Origin of the sequence: Nocardia sp. NPDC050712, assembly GCF_040654295.1 — a bacterium.
Taxonomy (GTDB): domain Bacteria; phylum Actinomycetota; class Actinomycetes; order Mycobacteriales; family Mycobacteriaceae; genus Nocardia.
Map to the genome: position 1 here is coordinate 1,788,858 of NZ_JBFAHT010000002.1, position 20,027 is coordinate 1,808,884.

The 20,027-nt window shown below is 69.1% G+C and carries 24 protein-coding genes; 8 read left to right on the plus strand and 16 right to left on the minus strand.

Annotation, left to right across the window (positions count from 1 at the left end; translation table 11 throughout):
- Positions 1-27: 27 nt before the first annotated feature.
- Positions 28-1,137: an NADH:flavin oxidoreductase gene (locus AB0H76_RS19250; protein ID WP_357325284.1), complete on the plus strand. Its 1,110-nt coding sequence runs from the start codon at positions 28-30 to the stop codon at positions 1,135-1,137.
- A 6-nt stretch (positions 1,138-1,143) separates the two neighbouring features.
- Here AB0H76_RS19250 and AB0H76_RS19255 read toward each other — a convergent pair whose 3' ends face one another.
- Complete coding sequence (locus tag AB0H76_RS19255) at positions 1,144-1,869, minus strand: AraC family transcriptional regulator (RefSeq protein ID WP_357325287.1); 726 nt, start codon at positions 1,867-1,869, stop codon at positions 1,144-1,146.
- A gap of 83 nt (positions 1,870-1,952) precedes the next feature.
- Between AB0H76_RS19255 and AB0H76_RS19260 the strand changes: the two genes are divergently transcribed.
- On the plus strand, positions 1,953-2,834 hold the full coding sequence (locus AB0H76_RS19260; protein WP_357325290.1) for an alpha/beta hydrolase: 882 nt from the start codon (positions 1,953-1,955) through the stop codon (positions 2,832-2,834).
- Between the two features lie 3 nt (positions 2,835-2,837).
- On the opposite strand, the gene AB0H76_RS19265 is transcribed toward AB0H76_RS19260, so the two are convergent.
- Positions 2,838-3,686 (minus strand): virginiamycin B lyase, encoded by an 849-nt coding sequence (locus tag AB0H76_RS19265; RefSeq protein ID WP_357326257.1) that lies wholly within the window; start codon positions 3,684-3,686, stop codon positions 2,838-2,840.
- A 188-nt stretch (positions 3,687-3,874) separates the two neighbouring features.
- A complete protein-coding gene (locus tag AB0H76_RS19270) occupies positions 3,875-5,074 on the minus strand; it encodes an FAD-dependent oxidoreductase (RefSeq protein ID WP_357325293.1) in 1,200 nt (399 codons plus the stop codon).
- 95 nt (positions 5,075-5,169) lie between these two features.
- On the opposite strand from AB0H76_RS19270, the gene AB0H76_RS19275 reads away from it, so the two are divergent.
- Both AB0H76_RS19275 and AB0H76_RS19280 read left to right on the plus strand, forming a co-directional pair.
- Positions 5,170-5,577, plus strand: a complete 408-nt coding sequence (locus tag AB0H76_RS19275) for a PEP-utilizing enzyme (protein ID WP_357325295.1) — start codon at positions 5,170-5,172, stop codon at positions 5,575-5,577.
- A gap of 13 nt (positions 5,578-5,590) precedes the next feature.
- A complete protein-coding gene (locus AB0H76_RS19280) occupies positions 5,591-6,220 on the plus strand; it encodes a hypothetical protein (protein ID WP_357325297.1) in 630 nt (209 codons plus the stop codon).
- Between the two features lie 13 nt (positions 6,221-6,233).
- On the opposite strand, the gene AB0H76_RS19285 is transcribed toward AB0H76_RS19280, so the two are convergent.
- From AB0H76_RS19285 to AB0H76_RS19305, 5 genes are all read right to left on the minus strand, one after another.
- A complete protein-coding gene (locus tag AB0H76_RS19285; RefSeq protein WP_357325300.1) occupies positions 6,234-6,827 on the minus strand; it encodes an NAD-dependent epimerase/dehydratase family protein in 594 nt (197 codons plus the stop codon).
- 60 nt (positions 6,828-6,887) lie between these two features.
- On the minus strand, positions 6,888-7,151 hold the full coding sequence (locus AB0H76_RS19290) for a hypothetical protein (protein WP_357325303.1): 264 nt from the start codon (positions 7,149-7,151) through the stop codon (positions 6,888-6,890).
- A gap of 89 nt (positions 7,152-7,240) precedes the next feature.
- Positions 7,241-8,071 (minus strand): NAD(P)H-binding protein, encoded by an 831-nt coding sequence (locus AB0H76_RS19295; RefSeq protein ID WP_357325306.1) that lies wholly within the window; start codon positions 8,069-8,071, stop codon positions 7,241-7,243.
- Positions 8,072-8,125: 54 nt separating this feature from the next.
- Positions 8,126-8,509: a hypothetical protein gene (locus AB0H76_RS19300; RefSeq protein ID WP_357325309.1), complete on the minus strand. Its 384-nt coding sequence runs from the start codon at positions 8,507-8,509 to the stop codon at positions 8,126-8,128.
- Between the two features lie 35 nt (positions 8,510-8,544).
- Positions 8,545-9,129 carry a hypothetical protein gene (locus AB0H76_RS19305; RefSeq protein WP_357325312.1) on the minus strand — a complete coding sequence of 195 codons (585 nt, stop codon included), beginning with the start codon at positions 9,127-9,129 and terminating at the stop codon, positions 8,545-8,547.
- Positions 9,130-9,345: 216 nt separating this feature from the next.
- On the opposite strand from AB0H76_RS19305, the gene AB0H76_RS19310 reads away from it, so the two are divergent.
- Positions 9,346-9,840: a DinB family protein gene (locus AB0H76_RS19310; RefSeq protein ID WP_357325314.1), complete on the plus strand. Its 495-nt coding sequence runs from the start codon at positions 9,346-9,348 to the stop codon at positions 9,838-9,840.
- A 397-nt stretch (positions 9,841-10,237) separates the two neighbouring features.
- Here AB0H76_RS19310 and AB0H76_RS19315 read toward each other — a convergent pair whose 3' ends face one another.
- Positions 10,238-10,822 carry a TetR/AcrR family transcriptional regulator gene (locus AB0H76_RS19315; RefSeq protein ID WP_357325317.1) on the minus strand — a complete coding sequence of 195 codons (585 nt, stop codon included), beginning with the start codon at positions 10,820-10,822 and terminating at the stop codon, positions 10,238-10,240.
- A 122-nt stretch (positions 10,823-10,944) separates the two neighbouring features.
- On the opposite strand from AB0H76_RS19315, the gene AB0H76_RS19320 reads away from it, so the two are divergent.
- Positions 10,945-12,495, plus strand: coding sequence for an FAD-dependent monooxygenase (locus AB0H76_RS19320; RefSeq protein ID WP_357325320.1), 1,551 nt, complete (start codon positions 10,945-10,947; stop codon positions 12,493-12,495).
- 12 nt (positions 12,496-12,507) lie between these two features.
- On the opposite strand, the gene AB0H76_RS19325 is transcribed toward AB0H76_RS19320, so the two are convergent.
- Positions 12,508-13,083, minus strand: a complete 576-nt coding sequence (locus tag AB0H76_RS19325) for a helix-turn-helix domain-containing protein (protein ID WP_357325323.1) — start codon at positions 13,081-13,083, stop codon at positions 12,508-12,510.
- Between the two features lie 48 nt (positions 13,084-13,131).
- Between AB0H76_RS19325 and AB0H76_RS19330 the strand changes: the two genes are divergently transcribed.
- The gene (locus AB0H76_RS19330) at positions 13,132-13,914 is read left to right on the plus strand and encodes a class I SAM-dependent methyltransferase (protein WP_357325326.1); all 783 of its coding nucleotides are present in this window, start codon (positions 13,132-13,134) and stop codon (positions 13,912-13,914) included.
- A gap of 7 nt (positions 13,915-13,921) precedes the next feature.
- On the opposite strand, the gene AB0H76_RS19335 is transcribed toward AB0H76_RS19330, so the two are convergent.
- From AB0H76_RS19335 to AB0H76_RS19355, 5 genes are all read right to left on the minus strand, one after another.
- The gene (locus AB0H76_RS19335) at positions 13,922-14,542 is read right to left on the minus strand and encodes a response regulator transcription factor (protein ID WP_357325329.1); all 621 of its coding nucleotides are present in this window, start codon (positions 14,540-14,542) and stop codon (positions 13,922-13,924) included.
- Complete coding sequence (locus tag AB0H76_RS19340; protein ID WP_357325332.1) at positions 14,539-15,687, minus strand: histidine kinase; 1,149 nt, start codon at positions 15,685-15,687, stop codon at positions 14,539-14,541. The genes AB0H76_RS19335 and AB0H76_RS19340 overlap by 4 nt, the downstream gene beginning before the upstream one ends.
- Entirely contained in the window at positions 15,684-16,499 is an 816-nt protein-coding gene (locus AB0H76_RS19345; protein ID WP_357325335.1) for an ABC transporter permease, read from the minus strand. The genes AB0H76_RS19340 and AB0H76_RS19345 overlap by 4 nt, the downstream gene beginning before the upstream one ends.
- A complete protein-coding gene (locus tag AB0H76_RS19350) occupies positions 16,496-17,449 on the minus strand; it encodes an ABC transporter ATP-binding protein (RefSeq protein WP_357325338.1) in 954 nt (317 codons plus the stop codon). The genes AB0H76_RS19345 and AB0H76_RS19350 overlap by 4 nt, the downstream gene beginning before the upstream one ends.
- Before the next feature lie 90 nt (positions 17,450-17,539).
- Entirely contained in the window at positions 17,540-18,049 is a 510-nt protein-coding gene (locus AB0H76_RS19355; protein ID WP_357325340.1) for a DUF488 domain-containing protein, read from the minus strand.
- A gap of 63 nt (positions 18,050-18,112) precedes the next feature.
- On the opposite strand from AB0H76_RS19355, the gene AB0H76_RS19360 reads away from it, so the two are divergent.
- Positions 18,113-19,081 (plus strand): WYL domain-containing protein, encoded by a 969-nt coding sequence (locus AB0H76_RS19360; protein ID WP_357325343.1) that lies wholly within the window; start codon positions 18,113-18,115, stop codon positions 19,079-19,081.
- 45 nt (positions 19,082-19,126) lie between these two features.
- On the opposite strand, the gene AB0H76_RS19365 is transcribed toward AB0H76_RS19360, so the two are convergent.
- Entirely contained in the window at positions 19,127-19,963 is an 837-nt protein-coding gene (locus AB0H76_RS19365) for an SDR family NAD(P)-dependent oxidoreductase (RefSeq protein WP_357325345.1), read from the minus strand.
- Between the last annotated feature and the right edge of the window lie 64 nt (positions 19,964-20,027).

The window sequence follows — 20,027 nt, forward strand, 5'->3', positions numbered from 1 at the left end:
AGGCTCGGCGCCGACTCTGGAGACGATATGACCTCGGCAGTAGACACCACGCGCATCCGCCGGTTGCTGGATCGGCCGTTCACCGTCGGCGATCTGACCGTCGCGAACCGGATCGCGATGGCGCCGATGACGCGGAACATGTCCCCGGGCGGCGTTCCGGGCTCCGACGTCGCCGAGTACTACGCCCGCCGGGCCGCCAACAACGTGGGTCTCATCATCACCGAGGGCACCTACATCAACCGGACCGCGGCCGCCGCCTACGACAACGTGCCGCATTTCTACGGCGAGCAGTCCCTGGCCGGCTGGGCCCAGGTGGCCGAGCAGGTGCATCTGGCCGGCGGCCGGATCATCCCGCAGCTGTGGCACACCGGCGTGGCGCGCACCGCGACCGAACCGCCCGCCGACAGCCCGTCCGGCGTGGGCCTGGCCGGTGAGTCGGCCGGAAAGGCCATGACGCAGGCCGATATCGACGACACGGTCGCCGCGTTCGCCGAGGGCGCGGCCGCGGCCGAGCGGCTCGGCTTCGACGGCGCCGAATTGCACGGCGCCCACGGCTATCTGATCGACAGCTTCCTGTGGAGCGGCACCAACCAGCGCACCGACGGCTACGGCGGCGACCCCGCCTCGCGGGCCCGGTTCGCGGTGGAGATCGTCGAGGCCGTGCGGGCCGCCGTGTCCCCCGGTTTCCCGATCTTCTTCCGGCTCTCCCAGTGGAAGTCCGGCAACTACGAGGCCAAGCTGGCCGAGAACCCGGGTGAGCTGGAGCAGATCCTGGCGCCGCTGGTCGCGGCGGGCGTCGACGCCTTCCACGCCTCGACCCGCCGCTACTGGCTGTCCGAGTTCGAGGGCAGCGATCTGAACCTGGCCGGGTGGGTCAAGAAGCTGACCGGCAAGCCGACGGTGACCGTCGGTTCGGTCGGGCTGGACCAGGAGTTCGTCGGCGCCGCCGGCTGGCAGAAGCAGGCCGCGGTGGCCGGTATCGATCAGCTGCTCGATCGCCTCGAACGCGACGAGTTCGACCTGATCGCGGTCGGCCGCGCACTGCTGGCCAATCCCGACTGGGTCACCAAGGCGTTGCAGGGCCGCCTCGACGAGACCATCGCCTTCGACCGCGGGGTGCTGAAGTCGCTGCGCTGATCCCCTTCAGCCGAATCGCACGCCCGAGGTGAACAGTGCCCGGGGCGTGATCCCGAACATGTCGCGGAAGACGTCGCTGAAGTGCGACGGCGAGGCGAATCCGGCCTCGCTGGCCGCGCGGGTGAAGTCGGCGCCGTCGGCGATCGCGTCGGCGGCGTGCAGGATCCGAGCCCACTGGATGTATCGGCGATAGCTGGTGGCGGTCTGCTCGGCGAACAGCCGCAGGAAGTGCGATCGGGACAGGCCCAGTTCCGCCGCGCTGGCCACCGCGCGATGCCGGCGCGCGGGGTCGGCGCGGATCATGCTGGCCACCTTGGTGATTCGTGGGTCGATATCGCCGACCGGGAGCCGCGCCAGGCTCAGCACCGCGTCGATATCGAGCGCGTGGACCGCGCCCGCCTCGATCAAGCTCCGCTCCCGCGGGTGGCCGATCCCGAAAGGGCCGTGCCGGCAGACCATTTCGCCGAGGCGCGGGGCCGCCGTGGCGGGGTCGAAATAGCAGATCAGCACCCGCTCGCCGAGCGCGCGGATCCGATGCGGTACGCGAGCCGGAGCCACCGTGCTGCGGGTGACGATGTCCGGCAGGCCCTCGGCCTCCACGATCACCGGCGCGTCGACGCCGACGACGAGTTGCGCGACGGAGGTGGAATGCACATCGCCCCTGGGCGGTGGGCCGAGATAGACGCAGTGCCCGTCCCGCACCCCGGCCAGTGGCGTCACCGCCGACCGCACGTTTCTGGAAGCGTCGTACCACCCATGCCTGTGACGATACGGAGCGCGCCCGGCACGGTGCCGGGCGGCGAGAGGACGACATGGTGACGCGCGCCCCAGCGGCATTGGAGCAATGGCACGACAGCGGTGCCACCATCGAAGTGACCGTTCGCGGGGTCACGCGCCGGGTCTTCGTCCGGGTCTCGGGCAGCGGGCCCACGCTGCTGTTGTTGCATGGATTCCCGGCGTCCTCGTTCGAGTGGGCCGCGATCGAACCCGCACTGGCGCAGCGTCATACCGTCGTGGCCGTCGACTTCCTCGGTTACGGCGCGACCGAGAAGCCGCCCGGTCACCGCTACAGCGTCTTCGAGCAGGCCGACCTCGTCGAGGCGCTGCTCGCCGAATTGCGCCTGGCCGAGCCGACCCTGGTCGCCTACGACTACGGCGCGATCGTCGCCACCGAACTGCTGGCCCGCGCCGTGCCCCTCACCCGCTGCGTATTCCTGAACGGGGGGTTGTCCGCGCGGCTGTACCGCCCGCGCCCGATGCAACGGCTCACCCTCGCTCCCGGAATCGGGCGGCTGCTCGCACTCGCACTCACCGAGCGGCTGTTCATTCGCACGTGGGGTGAGGTGTTCTCCCCCGCGCATCCCCTGGACCCCACCGTGGCGGCACAGCACTACCGCGCACTGCGCGCCGGCACCCGGGAACGCGATATCCACCGACGGCTGCTGCGCTACATCCCGGAACGCGCGGCCAATCGGGAACGGCTGGAAACCGCGCTGGCCACGACCGAGGTTCCGCTGTCGTTCCTGTGGGGAATGCGAGATCCGGTATCCGGTGCGGCGATCGCCACGGAATTGCGGCGCAGCCGACCCGGGATCGACCTGGTCGAATATGCCGAGGTGGGGCACTGCCCGCACCTGGAGATCCCGGACCGGGTTGCCGCCGACATCGCGGTCCGGGTATCGCCGAGCCAGTCCTGATAGCTAGGGCGCGATACGGGCGACGGCTCCGGTTTCCAGCGCCGCCCACACCGCGCCGTCCGGCCCGACGGTGATGCCGTGCGGTTCGGATGCCGGTGTGGGCAGGTCGTATTCGGCGATGGCGCCGTCCGGGCCGATCCGGCCGAGCCGGTTGGCGCCCCACTCGGTGAACCAGCAGTCGCCGGAGGGCAGCGCGGTGATGGCGTGCGGTTTCGCGGCCGGATCAGGTAGCGGGAACATTCGTATCGCCCCGTCCAGGGCGATGGTGCCGACCCGGCCACCGGCGATATCGACGAACCACAGGGTGTCGTCCGCGCCGCAGGTGATGCCTACCGGCGCACCCGAATCGGCCAGCGGGAACACCGTGGTTTCGCCCGCGAGGTCGATGCGCCCGATCGCGCCGGCCCGATTGAGCGTGAACCACAGCGCCTTGTCGGGACCGCACGCGATCATCGACGGGAATCCGCCCGGCACCGGCAGTTCGAAACGGTCGATCCGGCCGTCGGGGGTGATCCGGCCGACCCGGTCGCTGTTCATCTCGGTGAACCACATGGCGTCATCCGGGCCCGCGCAGATCCCGAAAGGCGCACTGCCCGAGGGCAATGCGAACTCCGCCTGCTCGCCATCGGTAGTGATGCGCCCGATTCGATCGTCACCCGACCGGGTGAACCACAAGGCGTCGTCCGCACCCGCGGCAATGACGGAGGGCCTGCTCCCCGCCGGAAAACGATCGACCGCACCGTCGACGGTCAGGCGAGCGACCTCACCGCTGTGCACCAGGGTGAGCCACAACGCGCCGTCGGCGCCCGCCGAAATTCCGTAGGGCCCGGCCGCACCATCGGTCACCGAGATCTCCTCGACGACAAGCCCGCCGACCTGCTCCACCACCACTGTCTCCTTCACGATTTCGCTCGGCGTCGCCGCCGAACCCGGTTCCGCCAGTCCGCCACTGTGCCCGCGGAAGCCACCGCAACGCAACTCGCGGAACCTGGCTCGTTGGTGGACCCCGACCTCGCGGCGCGCGGTCTGGAGTACGCCTGCTAGTTGTTGGCGCGCTCGATAGCGCGCTGGACCAGTCCGCGGATGCCGGGGAGCTGGATGGCGCGCAGCATCATTTCGCCCGTCCAGACATGCAGACGTGTGGGCGGGGCGAATCGGCTGATTCCCTTGCGGGCCAGCGCCTGTCGTTTGAGCACTTCCGGTCGCAAGGACCGCTCCCAGGTGTCGAGCGCGGCGGCAATGTCATCGGGACGCTCCGCTACGGCGGTGCCGAGCCGGTCGGCGCCGTCGAGCGCGAGGGCCGCGCCGTATCCGGCGAATACCGTTAGGCACCAGGCGGCATCGCCGAGCAGGACGACCCGCCCGTGGCTCCAGCGGTCCATCACCACTTGGCCGACCGAGTCGAAGTAGGCGTCGGCCTCGACCCCGCGCAGCGCCTCGGCGACACCGCCGCCCAGATCACCGAACGCGCGGGTCAGCGCGGGCCCGGCGCCCAGGCTGCGCTCGGTCTTCGGGTCGGGGCAGCGGTAGGTGAAGAACGCCGAGGACCGTCGCGGCCCGAGGTTCATCACCGCGGCCGTCCGACCGGGCCCGATAAACGTGATCCCGGTACCGTCCGGCACCTGCGCGGGCAGTGATTCCAGCGGGAACGCGCCGACCATGTGGCCCAGGTCCACGAAATATTCGTCCTCCGCGCCGAAGACGAGTTCGCGGACGCGCGAGTGCACGCCGTCGGCCCCGAGGAGAAGGTCGGCATGCAGGCGAGTCCCGTCGTCGAGAGTGACCGTCACTTCCTCGGCGGTCTGCGCGACAGCCCGCACCGTGCTGCCGAACCGGATGTCGACCAGGCCCGTCACCGCGTCGTACAGCGCCGACTCCAGGTCACCGCGGAACACACTCAGCGCCCGGCTCCCCACAGCGGCCTCGGCGACCGCAGAGGGGATCCGGAACTTCTCCCGGCCGTCCGCGTGCACGAGGATCGAGGTGAAGAACCCGATATCGCGCGGGACCAGCGCGGGTAGCAGGCCCAAGCGCTCGGCGGCGTCATGTCCGGGCCCGTGCAGGTTCACCAGGTAGCCGCTGCTGCGCCGGGCCGGTGCGCGTTCGAGGACCACGACGTCCCAGCCTTGCCGATGCAGGCGCAGCGCGGCGGCCAGACCCGCGATACCCGCGCCGACGACGGTGGCCCGCTTCCCCGGTGTTCCGGCGCGGTGTTGCGTGGCGTTCTCGACTGCGTCCATGTGCGACTCCTGGCTCGGTCCGCAGCGACGGCCGCTCCGGACTTGCCGTCAACTAATAGTTGACGATTAGCGGATCGTCAACCTATGGTTGACGCATGGATCGACAGGTGCCTCCGCACGACGCGAGCGAGCCCATCGCAGCGGAACATCTTGGGAAACAAGCCGACTCGCCGCTGCTCATCGGCATCCCGTGCAGCAAGGGCCGAGCCACCGGTCCGGTTCGGCTGGTGCACAGCGTCGACGACTTCGACGCTGTCCAACCGGGCGATATCCTCGTCTGCCGCACCACAGATCCCGCGTGGACCATGCTCTTCGGCACCGCCGCCGCGGTGGTGACCGAGATCGGGGGCATCCTCTCCCACGCGGCGATCGTGGCCCGCGAGTTCGGGATTCCGGCCGTAGTGTCGGCCAAGGGCGCACTGCGGATCCTGGCGCACCACCAGACGATCGCGGTCGACGGGACCACCGGACACGTGCACGCCGTTCGCCCGGCAGAACGCTGAGGGAAGGACCTGGATGACCCACGTTTCGAGCAGCTCGGTGCTCGCGTTGCACGCGATCCGCCTCGGCGGATTCGTCGATACGCCGGCGGTCGCCGACCGCTACAGCATGCCGGTCGGCCTCGCCGAGTCGCACGTGCGGGACTTCCGGACCCGAGGCTGGATCAGCCGCTTCCGTTTCGGGGACGACGCGGGATGGTCGCTCACCGACAGCGGCCGCGCGGAGAACGAGCGGCTACTCGCCGAGGAGCTTTCCGCGTGCGGAGCCGAGGCACTGCTGACGGACCGCTACCGCGCGTTTCTCCCGCTCAACACCCGGCTGGTGCAGGCCTGCACGGCCTGGCAGCTGACCATCCTGCCCGACGGCAGCATGCGGGAGAACGACCACACCGACGCGGCGCGGGATCAGCAGATCCTGACCGAACTGGACAGCCTCGCACAGCAATTGGCTCCGTTGATCGCAGATCTCACCGAACGACTGGCCCGGTTCTCCGGCTACGACACCCGCTTCGCCGCCGCCGTTTTCCGGGCCGCCGACCGGCCCGAGATGGTCACCGGCGTCGAACACGATTCCGCCCACCGCGTTTGGTTCGAACTGCACGAGGACCTGATCGCCACGCTGGGGATCGATCGCTCCGGTTCCTGAGGGCCGCGAGGCCTTACACGGAGTCCGGATCGTCGACGATCTCGTAGACGCCCGGCGCCAGATCCAAAGCGGCAACCGTTCGCACCGCCGCCGCTTCGATGCCGAGGCGCGGCGCCGGCGGCAGCACATCGGGGTAATACGTTCCTGGACCGTACAACTGGCCGTATCGCAGCACCACACCGTCCGCCGCGAGCACCGAGGTCTCCAGGAATTCCTTGGCGACCTGGCCTTCTCCGGTCATCTCCCACGCGACACTCTGCGCGAGGAAGCGCGCGGCCCCCGCCGCCCGCGCGGCCGCCAGCAGGTTCGCGGTGCCGTCACGGCGGATGCGCGCGTTGGCCGCGCGGCCCTCGGCAATGCGGGCCGGGTCGTCCGGGAGATCGGTGAGCTGGTGCATCACCAGCTCCGGGGCGTAGGCGGTGACGGCGGCGACCAAACCGTCCGCGTCGAAGGCGTCACACACCACCGGTTCCGCGCCCGCGGCCGCGAGCAGCCGCGCTTTCTCCGGCGAGCGGGTCATCCCCGCCACCTCGTGACCCGCCGCCAAGAGCAACGGCACCAGATGAGTACCGAGAACGCCGCTTGCACCCGCTAGGAAGATCCGCATAGTTATCGAGGCTATGGGATGGCCGCGCGGGGTGCGGGCGGCCCCTCCGCCCGATCGTCTTCACGACGCCAGCCAGCCCGCGCACCGCCGGGTCAGGAACGGCATGATCACCCAGACCATCGCCGCGACCGCGACCGGCAGAATGCAGGCCAGCCGCAGCGGCGCCGGCAGCGGCTCGACCAGCGGCGCGGTGACCGTCACCAGGATGGTGAGCAGCGGGTAGAGGCCCACCAGCGTCAGCAGCCAGAACTTCCATTTCGGCGGGTGCGCAGTGCTGTTCGCGGCCGGAGTCGCGTGGGTGGAGGTTTCTTGCGTGGTCGACATGTGCTGTCCTTACTCGTTCGATATCCGCTTCCACCCCTACGACGACGCAGACCCGACGACTGTGACATCGGCGCAAAATCGCCTGTCGCTCAGCGGAACTCGTCCAGGTGGTCGGCGACCCACTCGCGATAGGTGCGCGCGGGCGCGCCGGTCACCTCGGCGACGGTGGACAGCACCGGTTCCGGCCGCGCGGTCATCTCGTCCATCTCCGCCAGCGCGCCGTCCACGTCCTCGACCGGCATCCAGGTGGACATCATCGCCCGCATCGCCGCCCGCGGCATCTGCTCGAACCGCAGCGGCGCCCCGAGCGCCTCGGCGATGATCCGCGCCCGCTGCGGGGCGGTCAGCGCCTCGGGACCGGTCACCTCATACACCGTTCCGGTGCGGCCCTCGAGCAGTGCTCGGACGCCTACCGCGGCGATGTCACGCTCATGGATCACCGACCGCCCCCAGCCGTCGTAGTGTTCGCGCACAACACCTTCCGCGCGAATCGACGCCGCCCAGCCGAGGTCGTTGCCCGCGAATCCGCCCGCGCGCACGAAGGTCCGGCCGACCCCGGTCTCGTCGATCAACCGCTCGAGATAGCCGTGCGAACCCAGCACCGCGCCGACCCGCTCATCGGCGCCCCGCGCCGACAGATACACGATGTGACGCGCCTGCTCGGCCAGCCGCCGCACCACGACCGGCGCCGCCGCGTCCGCCGCCAACGTCGGCCACACCAGGAAGACCGCGTGCACACCCGCGAGCGCGGCATCCAAGCTGCCCGGGTCCGACAGATCGCCGCGGACGACCTCGACGCCGGGCGGCAGATCCGCCGCCTCCGGGCGCCGCACCAGCGCCCGAACCTCGACGCCCGCCTCGTGTAGTTGCTCGACGGCCGCACGGCCGACCTTGCCTGTCGCACCCGTAACCAGAATCATGAGCCCCACCCTGCTACCTGAACTAATGTTCAGGTCAAGCCCCGCCTCGCCACTTTATGCGCTCTGCACGGTAAGCCGATAACTGAGCACAATCCCCTTGCCGATATACGCGGCACCGCCGAGATGCAACCACCGCGACTCGCCGCCACGCGGATCCGCCGCATACTCCGCCCGCACATGATCGACACCGGACGGGAAACCACTGGCAGGCGCGGACACCGTGCTCATCACATACGCCTCGGCCCACACCCGCGGTTCGGACTCGCCGTCGACCAGCGGCGGCACCTCCGGAACAAAGACACCGAAGACATCGGCCGGCGCCTTCAGCGACTGAAACATCCTCCCCGTAATCGCAAGCCGCATCGTCCCGCTGTAGATGACGCACCCCGGCGTCAACTGCAACGGCGGGGCGGGCTGGACATCGAGCTGCAACAACATGCGCCGACTCTACGCAGCCCCCACCCGCCGAGTGCTCAGTCGTTGTCGTCGAAGGTCTCGACATCGGTCCGGAAGGGGCCGACGGCGGCGGGACCGATCAGGACGACGAAGTCGGGAAGCGCGGACTCGGCGGCTTCGCCCTGGTCGTTCAAGATCCCGGGCTCGGCTTCCCAATCGATGAGGTGCACGGTCACGGCGTATTCGCCTGCCGGTACCTCGATTTCGGTCGGAGCCATGTCGTCGGGGCCGGAGCTGGGATCCGGAAAGGCGCCGACCTCTTCGATTCCGCTGATTCTGGCGATGCCGCTCGATCGGAACAGGTACGGCTGCGAGGTAGCGCTGAGGTATTTGCGTTCGCGCTCGGTGAGATCGGGCTCGGCGGTCGCGTCGCCGCGCACGAGGACGCCGAAACGCCCGTCGCACAAGATGTTCAGCGGAACCAGCTTGCCCGCGCCGAGGTGTTCGGCGATCGTCTCGTCTTCGAGCAGTTCCAGTTCCCAGCTCTCGTAGTCGACGATGTGGGTGAAGCTCGCGGGGTCCCAGAAGGCGAGCATTCCCGAACCGGTGACCGCGGTGAAAACGCTGTCGTCGCGAAGCTGTTTCGTTGATCTCGAAGCCATAGCGGGAGCTTGCCAGAAGGTGCCGACACCAATTCCCGATGTACACTGAGCGCAGACAGCAGCGCTTTCTGACAGGCGCGGGCTGCGGCATCGATCACATGCCACTCTTCTTCGACGCTGGACGTCACCCTCCCGAGTTCGATCCCCCGCGGCATCGCCGTGCGCCGACCAGCCGCGCCCAAACCCTCGGCCACACCACAGAATGGATGAAACCCTATGAGCACCACCCTGATTACCAACGGAACCGAACGAGCACTCCTCGAGAACATGCTCGACTACAACCGCGAAGCACTCATCGATTCCGTCCGCGGCCTGTCCGATACCGACGCCCGCCGGCGGCTCGTCGCCTCACTGACGACACCGATCTCCGTGATCAAACACGCCGCCGCCGCGGAACGCATTTGGTTCCAACGGTTCTGGGCCGGACTCGACGAATCCGAATGCGATGGATACTCCCGGCGCGACGAAGGCACCTTCACCGTCGCCGACGACGAGTCCCTGGCCGACGTCATCGCCGAGTTCGAACGCGCGAGCCGGCGATCCCGCACCATCGCCTCCCGCTTCGACCTCGACGCCACCATGGACAACCCGCGCGAGGGCCGCGTCAGCATGCGCTGGACGCTGCTCGCGATGATCCAAGAGTTCGCCAGGCACGCGGGTCACGGCGACATCCTCCGCGAGCAGATCGACCAGCCGCGGACCAACCCCTGAATCACGGCAACCGCTGGCCGCGGTGGGCGCAGAACTGTTGCACAGCAACATATCTCGCCACCATCGCGGTGCAGCACCCGCCGCGCGCGCTCACCGGGCTCGGCATCGGTCCACTCCGCGGTGAACGGCTGCACCGCCGGATCATGCACCCCACCGGCCGCGAGCCCCGCCAACGCCCCCAACTCCTCCGGACTGGGCAGCTTCAACTCCAATCGCGGTGTCCGAAACCGCAATTCGACCAAGGGCCAGTACAACGTCAAGCTCATGCCCGCCATTTTGCTGGAGCGAGGAGCAGCGGCATGTCCTGGCCGACCCTGAAGGCTCGCCTCAACCCACTCCGACCAGGGCCGCACCCCTTGGCCGGCACGATCTAGCCGCGAAATAGGTTCCCCGCGGGTCAGGAGACGCCGCGGATTCCGTGTTCGAGCAGATCGAAGACGACCTCGAGCGCCGCCCGGGGATCGGGTTCGTCGCCGATGAACTGCGGAACCTCCAGGACGTAGCGCGCCAGGGCACGCGCGGCCAGATCGTCGGGCGCTCGACCGAGTTCGGCGGCGATCGCCTCGGCCAGCGGCGCTTCGCACCGAATCCACAGCTTGCGCGAATAGTTGCGCAGCGCCGGGGTGTTCATGATCAGCGCGGTGCGCGCGGCCATCTCCGGTGCCGGATCGGTCAGGAATGGCCCGCGCCCGGACATGAATTCGCGCAGGGCCGCGAGCACCGACCGGCCCGCCGGGCGCTCCCGCACCGCGGCCAGCAGACTCTCCCGCCGCTCGACGCCGTCGTCGAACATCAACGCTTCCTTGCCGTCGGGCACGTGCTTGAACACGGTCGGCCCCGAGATGTCGACCGCGTCGGCGATCTCCTTCACGCTGACCTGGTCGTAGCCCCGCTCCATGAACAGGCGCTCGGCGGCTTCGGCCAGCGCCCGGCGGGTCTGGGCGTTCTTGCGTTCGCGGCGTCCGAGCGGCTCAACGGTCATGCTCACACCCTACCAGATGACTTAACTCACTCAATATCTTAACTCAGTTGCTGTTTTTACCGAGTTGTGTTTCCCTGGAGAAGTCAGAGATCGAGCAAGCCTCCCGAAAGGGGATGATCGAGATGAACTCCACCATCGAGGAAACGACACCCGTACTGGTCGTCGGCGGCAGCCTGGTCGGGCTGTCCACGGCCGTGTTCCTGGCCTGGCAGGGCGTGCCGGTCGTGGTGATCGACAAGCACCGCGGCAGCTCCCCGCACCCGCGCGCGATCGGGTTCACCACCCGCACCATCGAGCATTTCCGCCAGGTCGGAATCGAGGTCCCGAACTCCGTGCAGGGCATGAAGCCGCCGCGCCGAGCCCGCGTGGAAAGCCTCACCGGCACCTGGCTCGAGGAATACCCGTGGTCTCCGGGCGGCAAAGGCGCTTACGGCGCCGAAGACTCCCCTGTCCAGGCGATCGCCATCACCCAGGACCGTCTCGAACCCCTGCTGCGGGCCCGCGCGCTGGAACTCGGAGCCGAACTACGCTTGGGCACCGAACTTCTCGGCTTCGTCCAGGACGACGACGGCGTCACCGCGACCCTGCGCCGCCGCGACGACGGCCACGAATACCGCATGCGCGCACAGTATGTCGTCGCCGCAGACGGAGCGGCCGGCCCCGTGCGCAACGCGCTGGACATCGGCCGCCACGGCGTGGGCCCACTTTCCGTGCAGCGCAGCATCCTGTTTCGCGCACCCCTCGACGAATACCTGCGGCACGGCGTGGTCCAGTTCGAGATCGAACAACCCGACCTCAAAGCGTTCCTGACCACCTACTCCGACGGACGCTGGGTGCTGATGCTCAGCGACGACGTCGAGCGCGACGCCGAACAACAGCGCCGGATGGTGCGAAAAGCGCTCGGCCGCGACGACATCCCGATCGAGCTGGTCACCACCGGCCGCTGGGACCTGGCCGCGCTGATCGCCGATCGATTCTCCGCCGGACGCGTCTTCCTGGCCGGCGACGCCGCGCACCAATTGCCGCCCAACCGTGGCGGTTTCGGCGCCAACACCGGCATCGACGACGCGCACAACCTGGCCTGGAAACTCGCCGCAGTCCTGTCCGGGAAGTCGCGGCCACGACTGCTCGACACCTACGACGCCGAGCGCCGCCCGGTCGCGGACCTGCGCCACGACCAGCTCTTCGCCCGCGCCGACTACAAGGCCTACCTCGACGCCCCCGAATCGGCCGTGCCGGTCCTCGACGACGCCGCCATCGAACTCGGCCAGCTCTACCGCTCGACCGCGGTCCTGGGTGCGAGCGAAGATCTGCCGCCCGCGCAGCGTCCCGATCAGTGGGCCGGTCAGCCCGGCACGCGCGCCCCGCACCTGTGGGTGACCCTCGACGGCGAGAAGGTCTCGACGCTGGACCTGTTCCGGGGTGATTGGGTACTGCTGTCCGAGGACGACCGCTGGGCCACCGCCGCCGAAAAGCCCGTCAAGTTCGTGCACGTCGGTGTCGATGTAAAAACTTTGGAGCCCAACGCATTCCGGTCCGCCTACGGCCTCGACCCCGGCGGAGCGACACTCGTGCGACCCGACGGATACATTGCCTGGCGCGCCGTCACCGCACCGGCCGACCCCGCGACGGACTTGAGCACCGCGTTCGACGCCGTCGCCGCACCCGCCTGAGCGTTGGTCGACCTAGCCCCGGTCGAGATGAGCCGGATTGCTGTTGCGGTCGAGAATGATCAAGATCTCCACCGGTTCCTCGTGCGCACGAATGGCATGCGGAACCATCGTCGAGAACTGGGCAGCCTGACCGGTCTGCACGAGAATGCGCCGGTCATCGAGTAGCAACACGGCAGTCCCGTGCAGCACGGTGAACCAGTCGCTGCCGGGATGCACGCCCAATTCGTCCGTGCCGTCCGGACTCGGCGTCCTGGTGATCCGCTGTTTGGCCACGACGAGCCCGGCGGGCTCACCGCCGCGCGAGAGCAGCCAGGTGGTGAGTCCACGCTGCTCATCGGTCTCCGGCCGGATCAGCACATCACTGTCGTCGGTCGATTCGACCAGCACATCGAGCGAGGTGCCCAGCGCCCGCGCGAGCAGCCGCACCTGTTCCAGATTGAGCCCCTGCCGGCCGGTCTCGATCCGGCTCACCGTCGAGGCGCTCAGGTGCGCACGCGCCGCCAGATCATCCAGCGACCATCCGCGCGCCTTCCGCAATCCGCGCAATCGGAGCCGGACGACGTCCTCGAACCGGCTTTCTTGCATCATCTGCAAGATGGTAGCCGGATTATGCAAATTGCGCCTAGCTTGGAGTTCATGACGCACGACAGCGAACACGCGATGCTCGAACTACTCGAACTCGACGGCGAGGTCCTGGGCGCGCACCTGTCGCGAGTGCTGACCGAACTCGCCCGGTTGCTGCCCGCACCACCGCAGCGAATCCTCGATCTGGGCGCGGGCACCGGGGTCGGCACGCTCGCCCTGCTCGAGCACTTCGACAAGGCCGAGGTGATCGCCGTCGACCGGTCACCGCGGATGCTCGACGTCCTGCGCGCGAAGGCCGACAGCGCGGGCGTCGCCGATCGCGTCCGGATCGTCACCGCCGATCTCGCGCGGCCCTGGCCCGATTTCGGTCCGGTAGACCTGATCTGGACCGACTCGTTCCTGCACCACCTGCCCGACGCCACCATCGCACTCCGACAGGCCTTCGGCGCGCTGACCACGGGCGGACTACTCGCCGCCGCCGAGAAGGACAGCTACCCGATCCCGCGCTTCCTCGGTGAATCCGCCCTCGAGGACCGGCTCGCCGCCCTGATGCGCAGCGACCATCCCCCGGTCCGTCCGGCGTTGACCGAAGCGGGATTCCGCATCGTCGCCGACCGCCGCTACGACATCGCCCTCGCGGGCCCGGCAACACCGGTTCTCCGCCGCTACGCCCAGCTCTGCCTGAGCCGGATGCTGCACTTCGGCCGCGACGGCCTGACACCCGCCGACCGCGAAGCGCTGACGACGCTGACCGCCCCGACCGGGGCGGACAGCGTCCTGCATCGCGCCGACCTCACCGTGCGCACCACCCGTACCCTGCTCGTCGCCGGCTGACCAGTTCTCAGATCCAGCCCTTCTCCCGCGCTTTCAGCGCGGCCTCATAGCGATTCGAGACACCGAGTTTCGCCATGGCAGCGGAAAGATAGTTGCGGGTAGTCCCGGGCGACAGATGCGCGCGCCGGGCGATGTCGTCGACGGACGCGCCGTCGATGGCGTATTCGAGAACGTCGGCCTCGCGGCCGGTGAGCACCGTGTCGCCCGCGCTGATGGCTTCCGCGGCCAGCTCCGGGTCGACGTAGCGGCCACCGGTGTGGACGGTGCGGATCACCGCGGCCAGCGTGGCGGCCGAGCTCGTCTTCGGCAGGAAACCGCGCACGCCCGCGGCGAGCGCGCGTTTGAGATAACCGGGGCGGCCGTGACTGGTGACGATCAGCGTGCCCACGCCCGGGGTGAGGCGTTGCAGTTCCACCGCGGTCTCGATGCCGTCCATACCGGGCATCTGCAAGTCGATCACGGCCACCGCGACCGGTGCGCCCTCGGCGAGGCGGCGTTGCCACACGGCGACGAGTTCCTCGCCGGAGCCCACGTGGCCGGCCACCTCGATATCGGCCTCCAGCCCGAGCAAGGTCGCCAGCGCGGTGCGGATGAGCGTTTCGTCGTCGGCGAGCAGAACCGGAATCATGAATTCTCCCAACGAATTTCGAGAACGAAGGCCGCGCTCGTCGCGTCGATGCCGAGGGTCGCGCCGGTGGCCGCCAGGCGCTCGGCGAGCCCGCGGAGCCCGGAGCGCTCCCCCGCCACACCGCGCGGACGGTCGTTGCGCAGCGACATCCCCGCGGCGCCGAGGGTGAGCACCGCCGAGGTGGCGGCCGAATGTTCGACGATGTTGGTCGTGCCCTCGCGCACCACCCAGGCCGCGACCTCGTGGTATCGCGCCGGGACCCGGGCCGGATCGCCCTCGACCACCAGCCGGCAATCCACCGCCGACAGCAGCGAGCGCGCCCCGGCCACCTCGGCCAGCAGATCGATGCCCCGGTAGCCGCGCACCAGCTGGCGCATCTGCCCCATCGATTCGACGGCCAGCGTCTTGACCTCGTCCATCTCGGCGGCGGCGCGACTGCCGTCTCCGGCGCGCGAGAGCGCCGCTGCCAGTTCGCTTTTCACCGCGATCGCGGAGAAACCCCGGCCGACGATATCGTGCAGGTCCCGGGCGAAACGCAACCGTTCCTCGGCGACCTGCAATTCGGCCTCCACCACCCGCGCCCGCTCCAGTTCCTCGACGACCCGCAGTCCCCACACGGTGAGCAGGGTCGTCGCGACGATGAAGGCCCCGGCGACGAAGGTCGTGAGCGCGACGATCAGGCCCGTCGTGAGCGACACTCCGTAGGCCAGTCCGGTAGCGGCGCTGACGCCGGCGACCGTCCACCAGCGGTGTCGCGGCAGGAACGAGACGACCGCGAAGATGCCCAGCACCGCCACATAGATCCCGGTGACACCGGCCTGCTCCTCGGTCGACTCGCTCCCGGCCAGCCGGGCGATCACGGCGTAGACCAGCCACACCGCCGCCATCAGCGCGGTGGCGGCGAACAGGATCCACCGCCGCGCCGCCATCTCCGGCGATTGCGCGAAGCCCGGTTGCACCTCCAGGGCGAGGATCGCCGCGATCCCGGCGGTCACGATCCCCGCCCACGCGAGCGGCGATCGCGCCACCGACGTGCTCACGACCACTACCAGCACGGCGACCGCGAATTGCAGGGTGAGCCGGGTGTAGAGGCGGAACTTGGCCGCCCCCGACAACCCGTGCCACCACGCGGTCAGGCGGGTCACCCGCGATCGTCCCAGCGGAAGTTCCGGCGGGTCAGCACGAGTGCCAGAACGGTCCATATCGCCAGTGTGGCAAACGGGCGGCCGAGTTCGGCGAAGGTGCCCGCGAAGTCGACGGCCACGTCGGAAGCGGCGGCGATGGCGGGTTTGCCGGACGCGCCGAACGAGACGAGGTCGGAGACGGCGGCGAACGGGGTCCAGTCGGCGATGGTGGCCAGCCGATCGGGCAGGACGCCGCGAATCGAGCCCAGGCCCAGCATCGCGATCGTCATCACCGGCAGCGAGGTGATCTGCGCGGCCTCGGCGTTCTTGGTGACCGCGCTGGTCGCGAGGGCGAGCAGGGAGAACAGGAGCACCCCGCCGAGCAGGCCGGCGGCGATCGCGAGCGGGTTGACCGGGGCCGGCGCACCCGTCCCGTAGACCACCGCGGCGACGACGACCGTGCAGGCCAGGGTGATCAGCACCCCCGGAATCGCCGGGGCGGTCTGGATCTGCCAATCGGCGGCCTCCCCCGTGCGCAGCCGCTTCAGCACGCCTTCGCCGCGGCGCGTGGTCACCATCGACAGCACCGAGTAGTACTGCACGAACAGCACGGCGAGCAACGCCAGCATCTCGAATGTCGTTGCCGCCATGGCGGTCGTGGGCGGGGTATCCCGGCGGGCGAGGAAATACGTGATCAGTGGTAGCCCGATCGGGAAGACCGTCGCCATGTAGACCAGCGTCTTGTTGCGCCGGAATTGCAGGAATTCCGCCTTCGCGAGCGCGGCGAGTGGGCGGCGGCGAAAGCCGGCGGCGGGTGTCGCGGTGTCGATCATCGTGCTGCTCCGATCAGTTCGGGGGTCGGCGCCGATCCGGCGGCCGATTCGTGGGCGATATCGAGGAAGACCGACTCCAGGGAGGCGGCGCGGGCTTCGAGCCCGCTCAGCTGCAGTCCGTGCTCGCGTGCCCACCCGAGCAGCTGGAACAGATGACCTTGCAGGTCGTGGGTGCCGATGGTGACGCGCGCCTGCGCGTCCACCTGCGCGCCGGGCAACTGCGGCAACGGCAGTCCCGGATGGTCGAAGGTGATCCGGGCCGGATGCCCGTCGACGATCTCGCGCAGCGTGCCGGTCCGGGCGACCGCGCCCTTGTGCATGATCGCGATCCGGTCGGCCAGCGCCTCCGCCTCGTCCAGATAGTGGGTGGTGAGCACCATGGTCACGCCGGAGGCTTTCAGGTCGGCGAGCAATCGCCAGGTTGCCCGGCGGCTTTCGGGGTCGAGCCCGGTGGTGGGTTCGTCGAGGAACAGCAGCCGTGGCTGCCCGAGCAGCGCGCACGCCATATCGACGCGGCGCTGCTCACCCCCGGAGAGCGAACCGATCCGGACCCCGGCCCGGTCGGCCAGGTCGACCTGGGCGAGAACCACGTCGGTGGTGGTGGGGTTGGTGCACGTCCCGCGCCACATCTCCAGCGCTTCCAGGACGGTGAGTTCGGCCGGCAGCCCGCCGGATTGCAGCATGATCCCGACCTGCGCACGGACCTGCTCCCGGTCCCGGCGCGGATCGAGGCCGAAGACCTCGACCGCGCCGGCGGTAGGTGCGGCCAGTCCCTCCAGCAGGTCCAGGGTGGAGGTCTTGCCGGCGCCGTTGGTGCCCAGCAGGGCGAAGACCTCACCCTCGCCGATCTGCAGATCCACCCCCTTGACGGCTTCGAACGCGTTCTTGCCGGTCCCGTAGGTCCGGCGCAGACCGCGTGCGGTGATGACATCGTCGATCGCGTTGTTCATAGCTCAACGATCTCGGATCCGGCGCGGTGTCAGTAGTAAGCGCAGTCACCGAATCTCGTTGATATGCCCATGGTTCGGCCATGACAAATGTCATCCGCCGGGGCGCAGATGCGTGACCGGCAGGCCAAGGCCCGCGGCCACGAGCGAGCGATGGCAGGCTTCCGGATCGCGTTCGACGCAGAACAGGGCGGTCACCGCGTCGCCGGGCAGTTCGAGTGCGCCGAGGTCGAACGGGTCGAGGATCTCGCGGGTGTAGCGCGCGGTGTATTCGGACGCCAGCGTGATCCGGTTGCGCTTGCCGACCCCTTGCCGGTCGTCCTCGCGGTACTGCAGGTGGCGCAGTTCGGTCGTCGGTGCCAGGTTCTTCACGTGCCGGTAGCCGATACCCGTTGCCGCGAGCGCGCTTTGGAGCCGTACCGAGTTCGCCCAGGAGTAGTCGGGACCACGCACGCCGCGGCGCTGGCGCAGATCGAGCACGAGGCCAACGCCCGCGCCGGTGAGCTGTTCGAGGAACGTCTCGGCGGTGAAGCCGTACACGCCGATCGTCACGACTCCGCCTCGCCGCTGGTCGGTGTCGAGGAGGTCATCGTTTTTCGTCATACCGATCAGGCTGTCAGCGAATCGCGACACCCTGTGTCATGTATTTGTGCGAAGGTTGTTTCCATGCGCGCCGACCGATTGGTTTCGCTGGTGCTGTTGCTGCGCCGGCACGGGCGGCTGTCCGCGCCCGAGCTGGCCCGCGAGCTCGAGGTGTCCACCCGCACCGTGCTGCGTGATATCGAGGCGCTGTCCTCGGCCGGGGTGCCGGTCTACGCCGAACGCGGCCGGCACGGCGGTTTCGCCCTGCTGCCCGGCTTCCAGACCGAGCTGACCGGGCTCAATCACGACGAGGCGCTCGCCCTGATGGTCGCCGGCTCACGCCGTGGCGCACAGGCTTTCGGCCTCGGCTCCGCACTCACCTCGGCCATGCGCAAGGTGGTCGACGCGATGCCCGAGGACTATCGGACCACCGCGACCGGCGCGGCCGAACGCCTGCTCATCGATCCCCAGACCGACCTGCTCGCCCGCCGCGTCGTCGCCGAAGAGGTGCCCGACACCGTGGTCGCCGAGGTCCGGCGCGCGGTGTTCGCCGGCCACAAGGTGCGCATCCACTACGCCCCCGCGGATCAGGAGGCGACCTGGCGCACGGTAGACCCGATCGGCCTGGTCACCGTGCACAACCAGGGCTATCTGCTCGCCACCCGCTCCGGCGCGGACCGCACCTACCGCCTGTCCCGGATCCTGGCCGCCGAGGAACTTCCCGAACCCGCACAGCGGCCGGAGCGAGTCGACCTGGACCAGGCTTGGCAGGAACGCAGCACCCGATTCCGCACCGGCGGCGAGCAAGTCACCGTCCTGGTCCGGCTCGACCCGGAACGGCGCGAGGAACTGGCGGGCACGGCGCTGGCGATCAAAGCCGAAGCGACCGACCCCGACGGACAGCTGCGCCTGGAAGCCACCTTCCAGGATTCCCGGCACGCCATCTGGGCGCTGTGGCAACTCGCCACCACCGCGGAAGTCGTTACCCCGCAATGGTTACGGACCGCCCTGCGGGAGCGCGCCGCCACCCTGGTCGCCAGGTATGCCGAGTGATACCGCGGACCGGCGAAATCGACTGGCCAATAATGGGTCTCGAGCTCAGCGAGCACTCACGCGCGCCACGAGCTTCGCGGTGAGCTCGGACAACCGGTCGGCCGCGGCGGGATCGAACGGCTCGCCGTGCACGTCGACCCGGTTGTCCTGCATGAACGCCGACAGCGGCGCCGGCGGCGGGTTGTCGAGGTGCCGGAGGATGCGGGTGACAGCGGCTTCGACCGGCTGGCCGCGCTCCCGCATGCCGGCCAGCACTTCGGCGCTGGCAGCGTCGTATTCGCCGGTGAAGCCGGTCGCGGTCAGTCCCGGATGCAGCAGCACGTACCGGACCGCGGAGCCGGGATGGCGGCGCGTGAAAGCCGCTGCGAGCAGATCACTCAGCTTGCCGCACTGGCCCATGACCTCGTCGGCGTTGTACCCGAGCTCGAATTGCAGGTCCTCCCAGCGGATTCGGGACATCGGGCCGCCCGGGCCGGACAGGTCGAGAATCACCGGCGCTTCGGCCCGATCGAGTTGCGCCGCCAAACCGTGGGCGAGCAGGTATCGACTCAGATAGAACAGCGCGAAGTTGGCTTCGAAGCCCTCCGCCGTGACGAAGCGGGTAGCGCGAAAGTACCGCGCTCCCAGCACAAGTGCGTCGACCACCTCGTAGGTCGACCCGATCCGGTCGAGCACCCGCTGATTCTCGGCCAGCAGGCTCAGATCCGCCTGGATGAACTCGATCCGGTCAGCGGCCCCGAGTTCGCTCGCGGTGTCCAGGATCGCCTGCCCCTTCCGCTCGCTCGTGCCGACGATGACTACCCGGTCGCCGCGCCGTAGGTAGGTCAGCGCGAGCGCCTTACCCATGCCATCGGTCCCACCGGTAATGACCACGGTCTTCACATGCAACTCCTCATCACTGAACTGTTGATCCTATCTAACTAGACTCGCCAGTCTAAACATACTC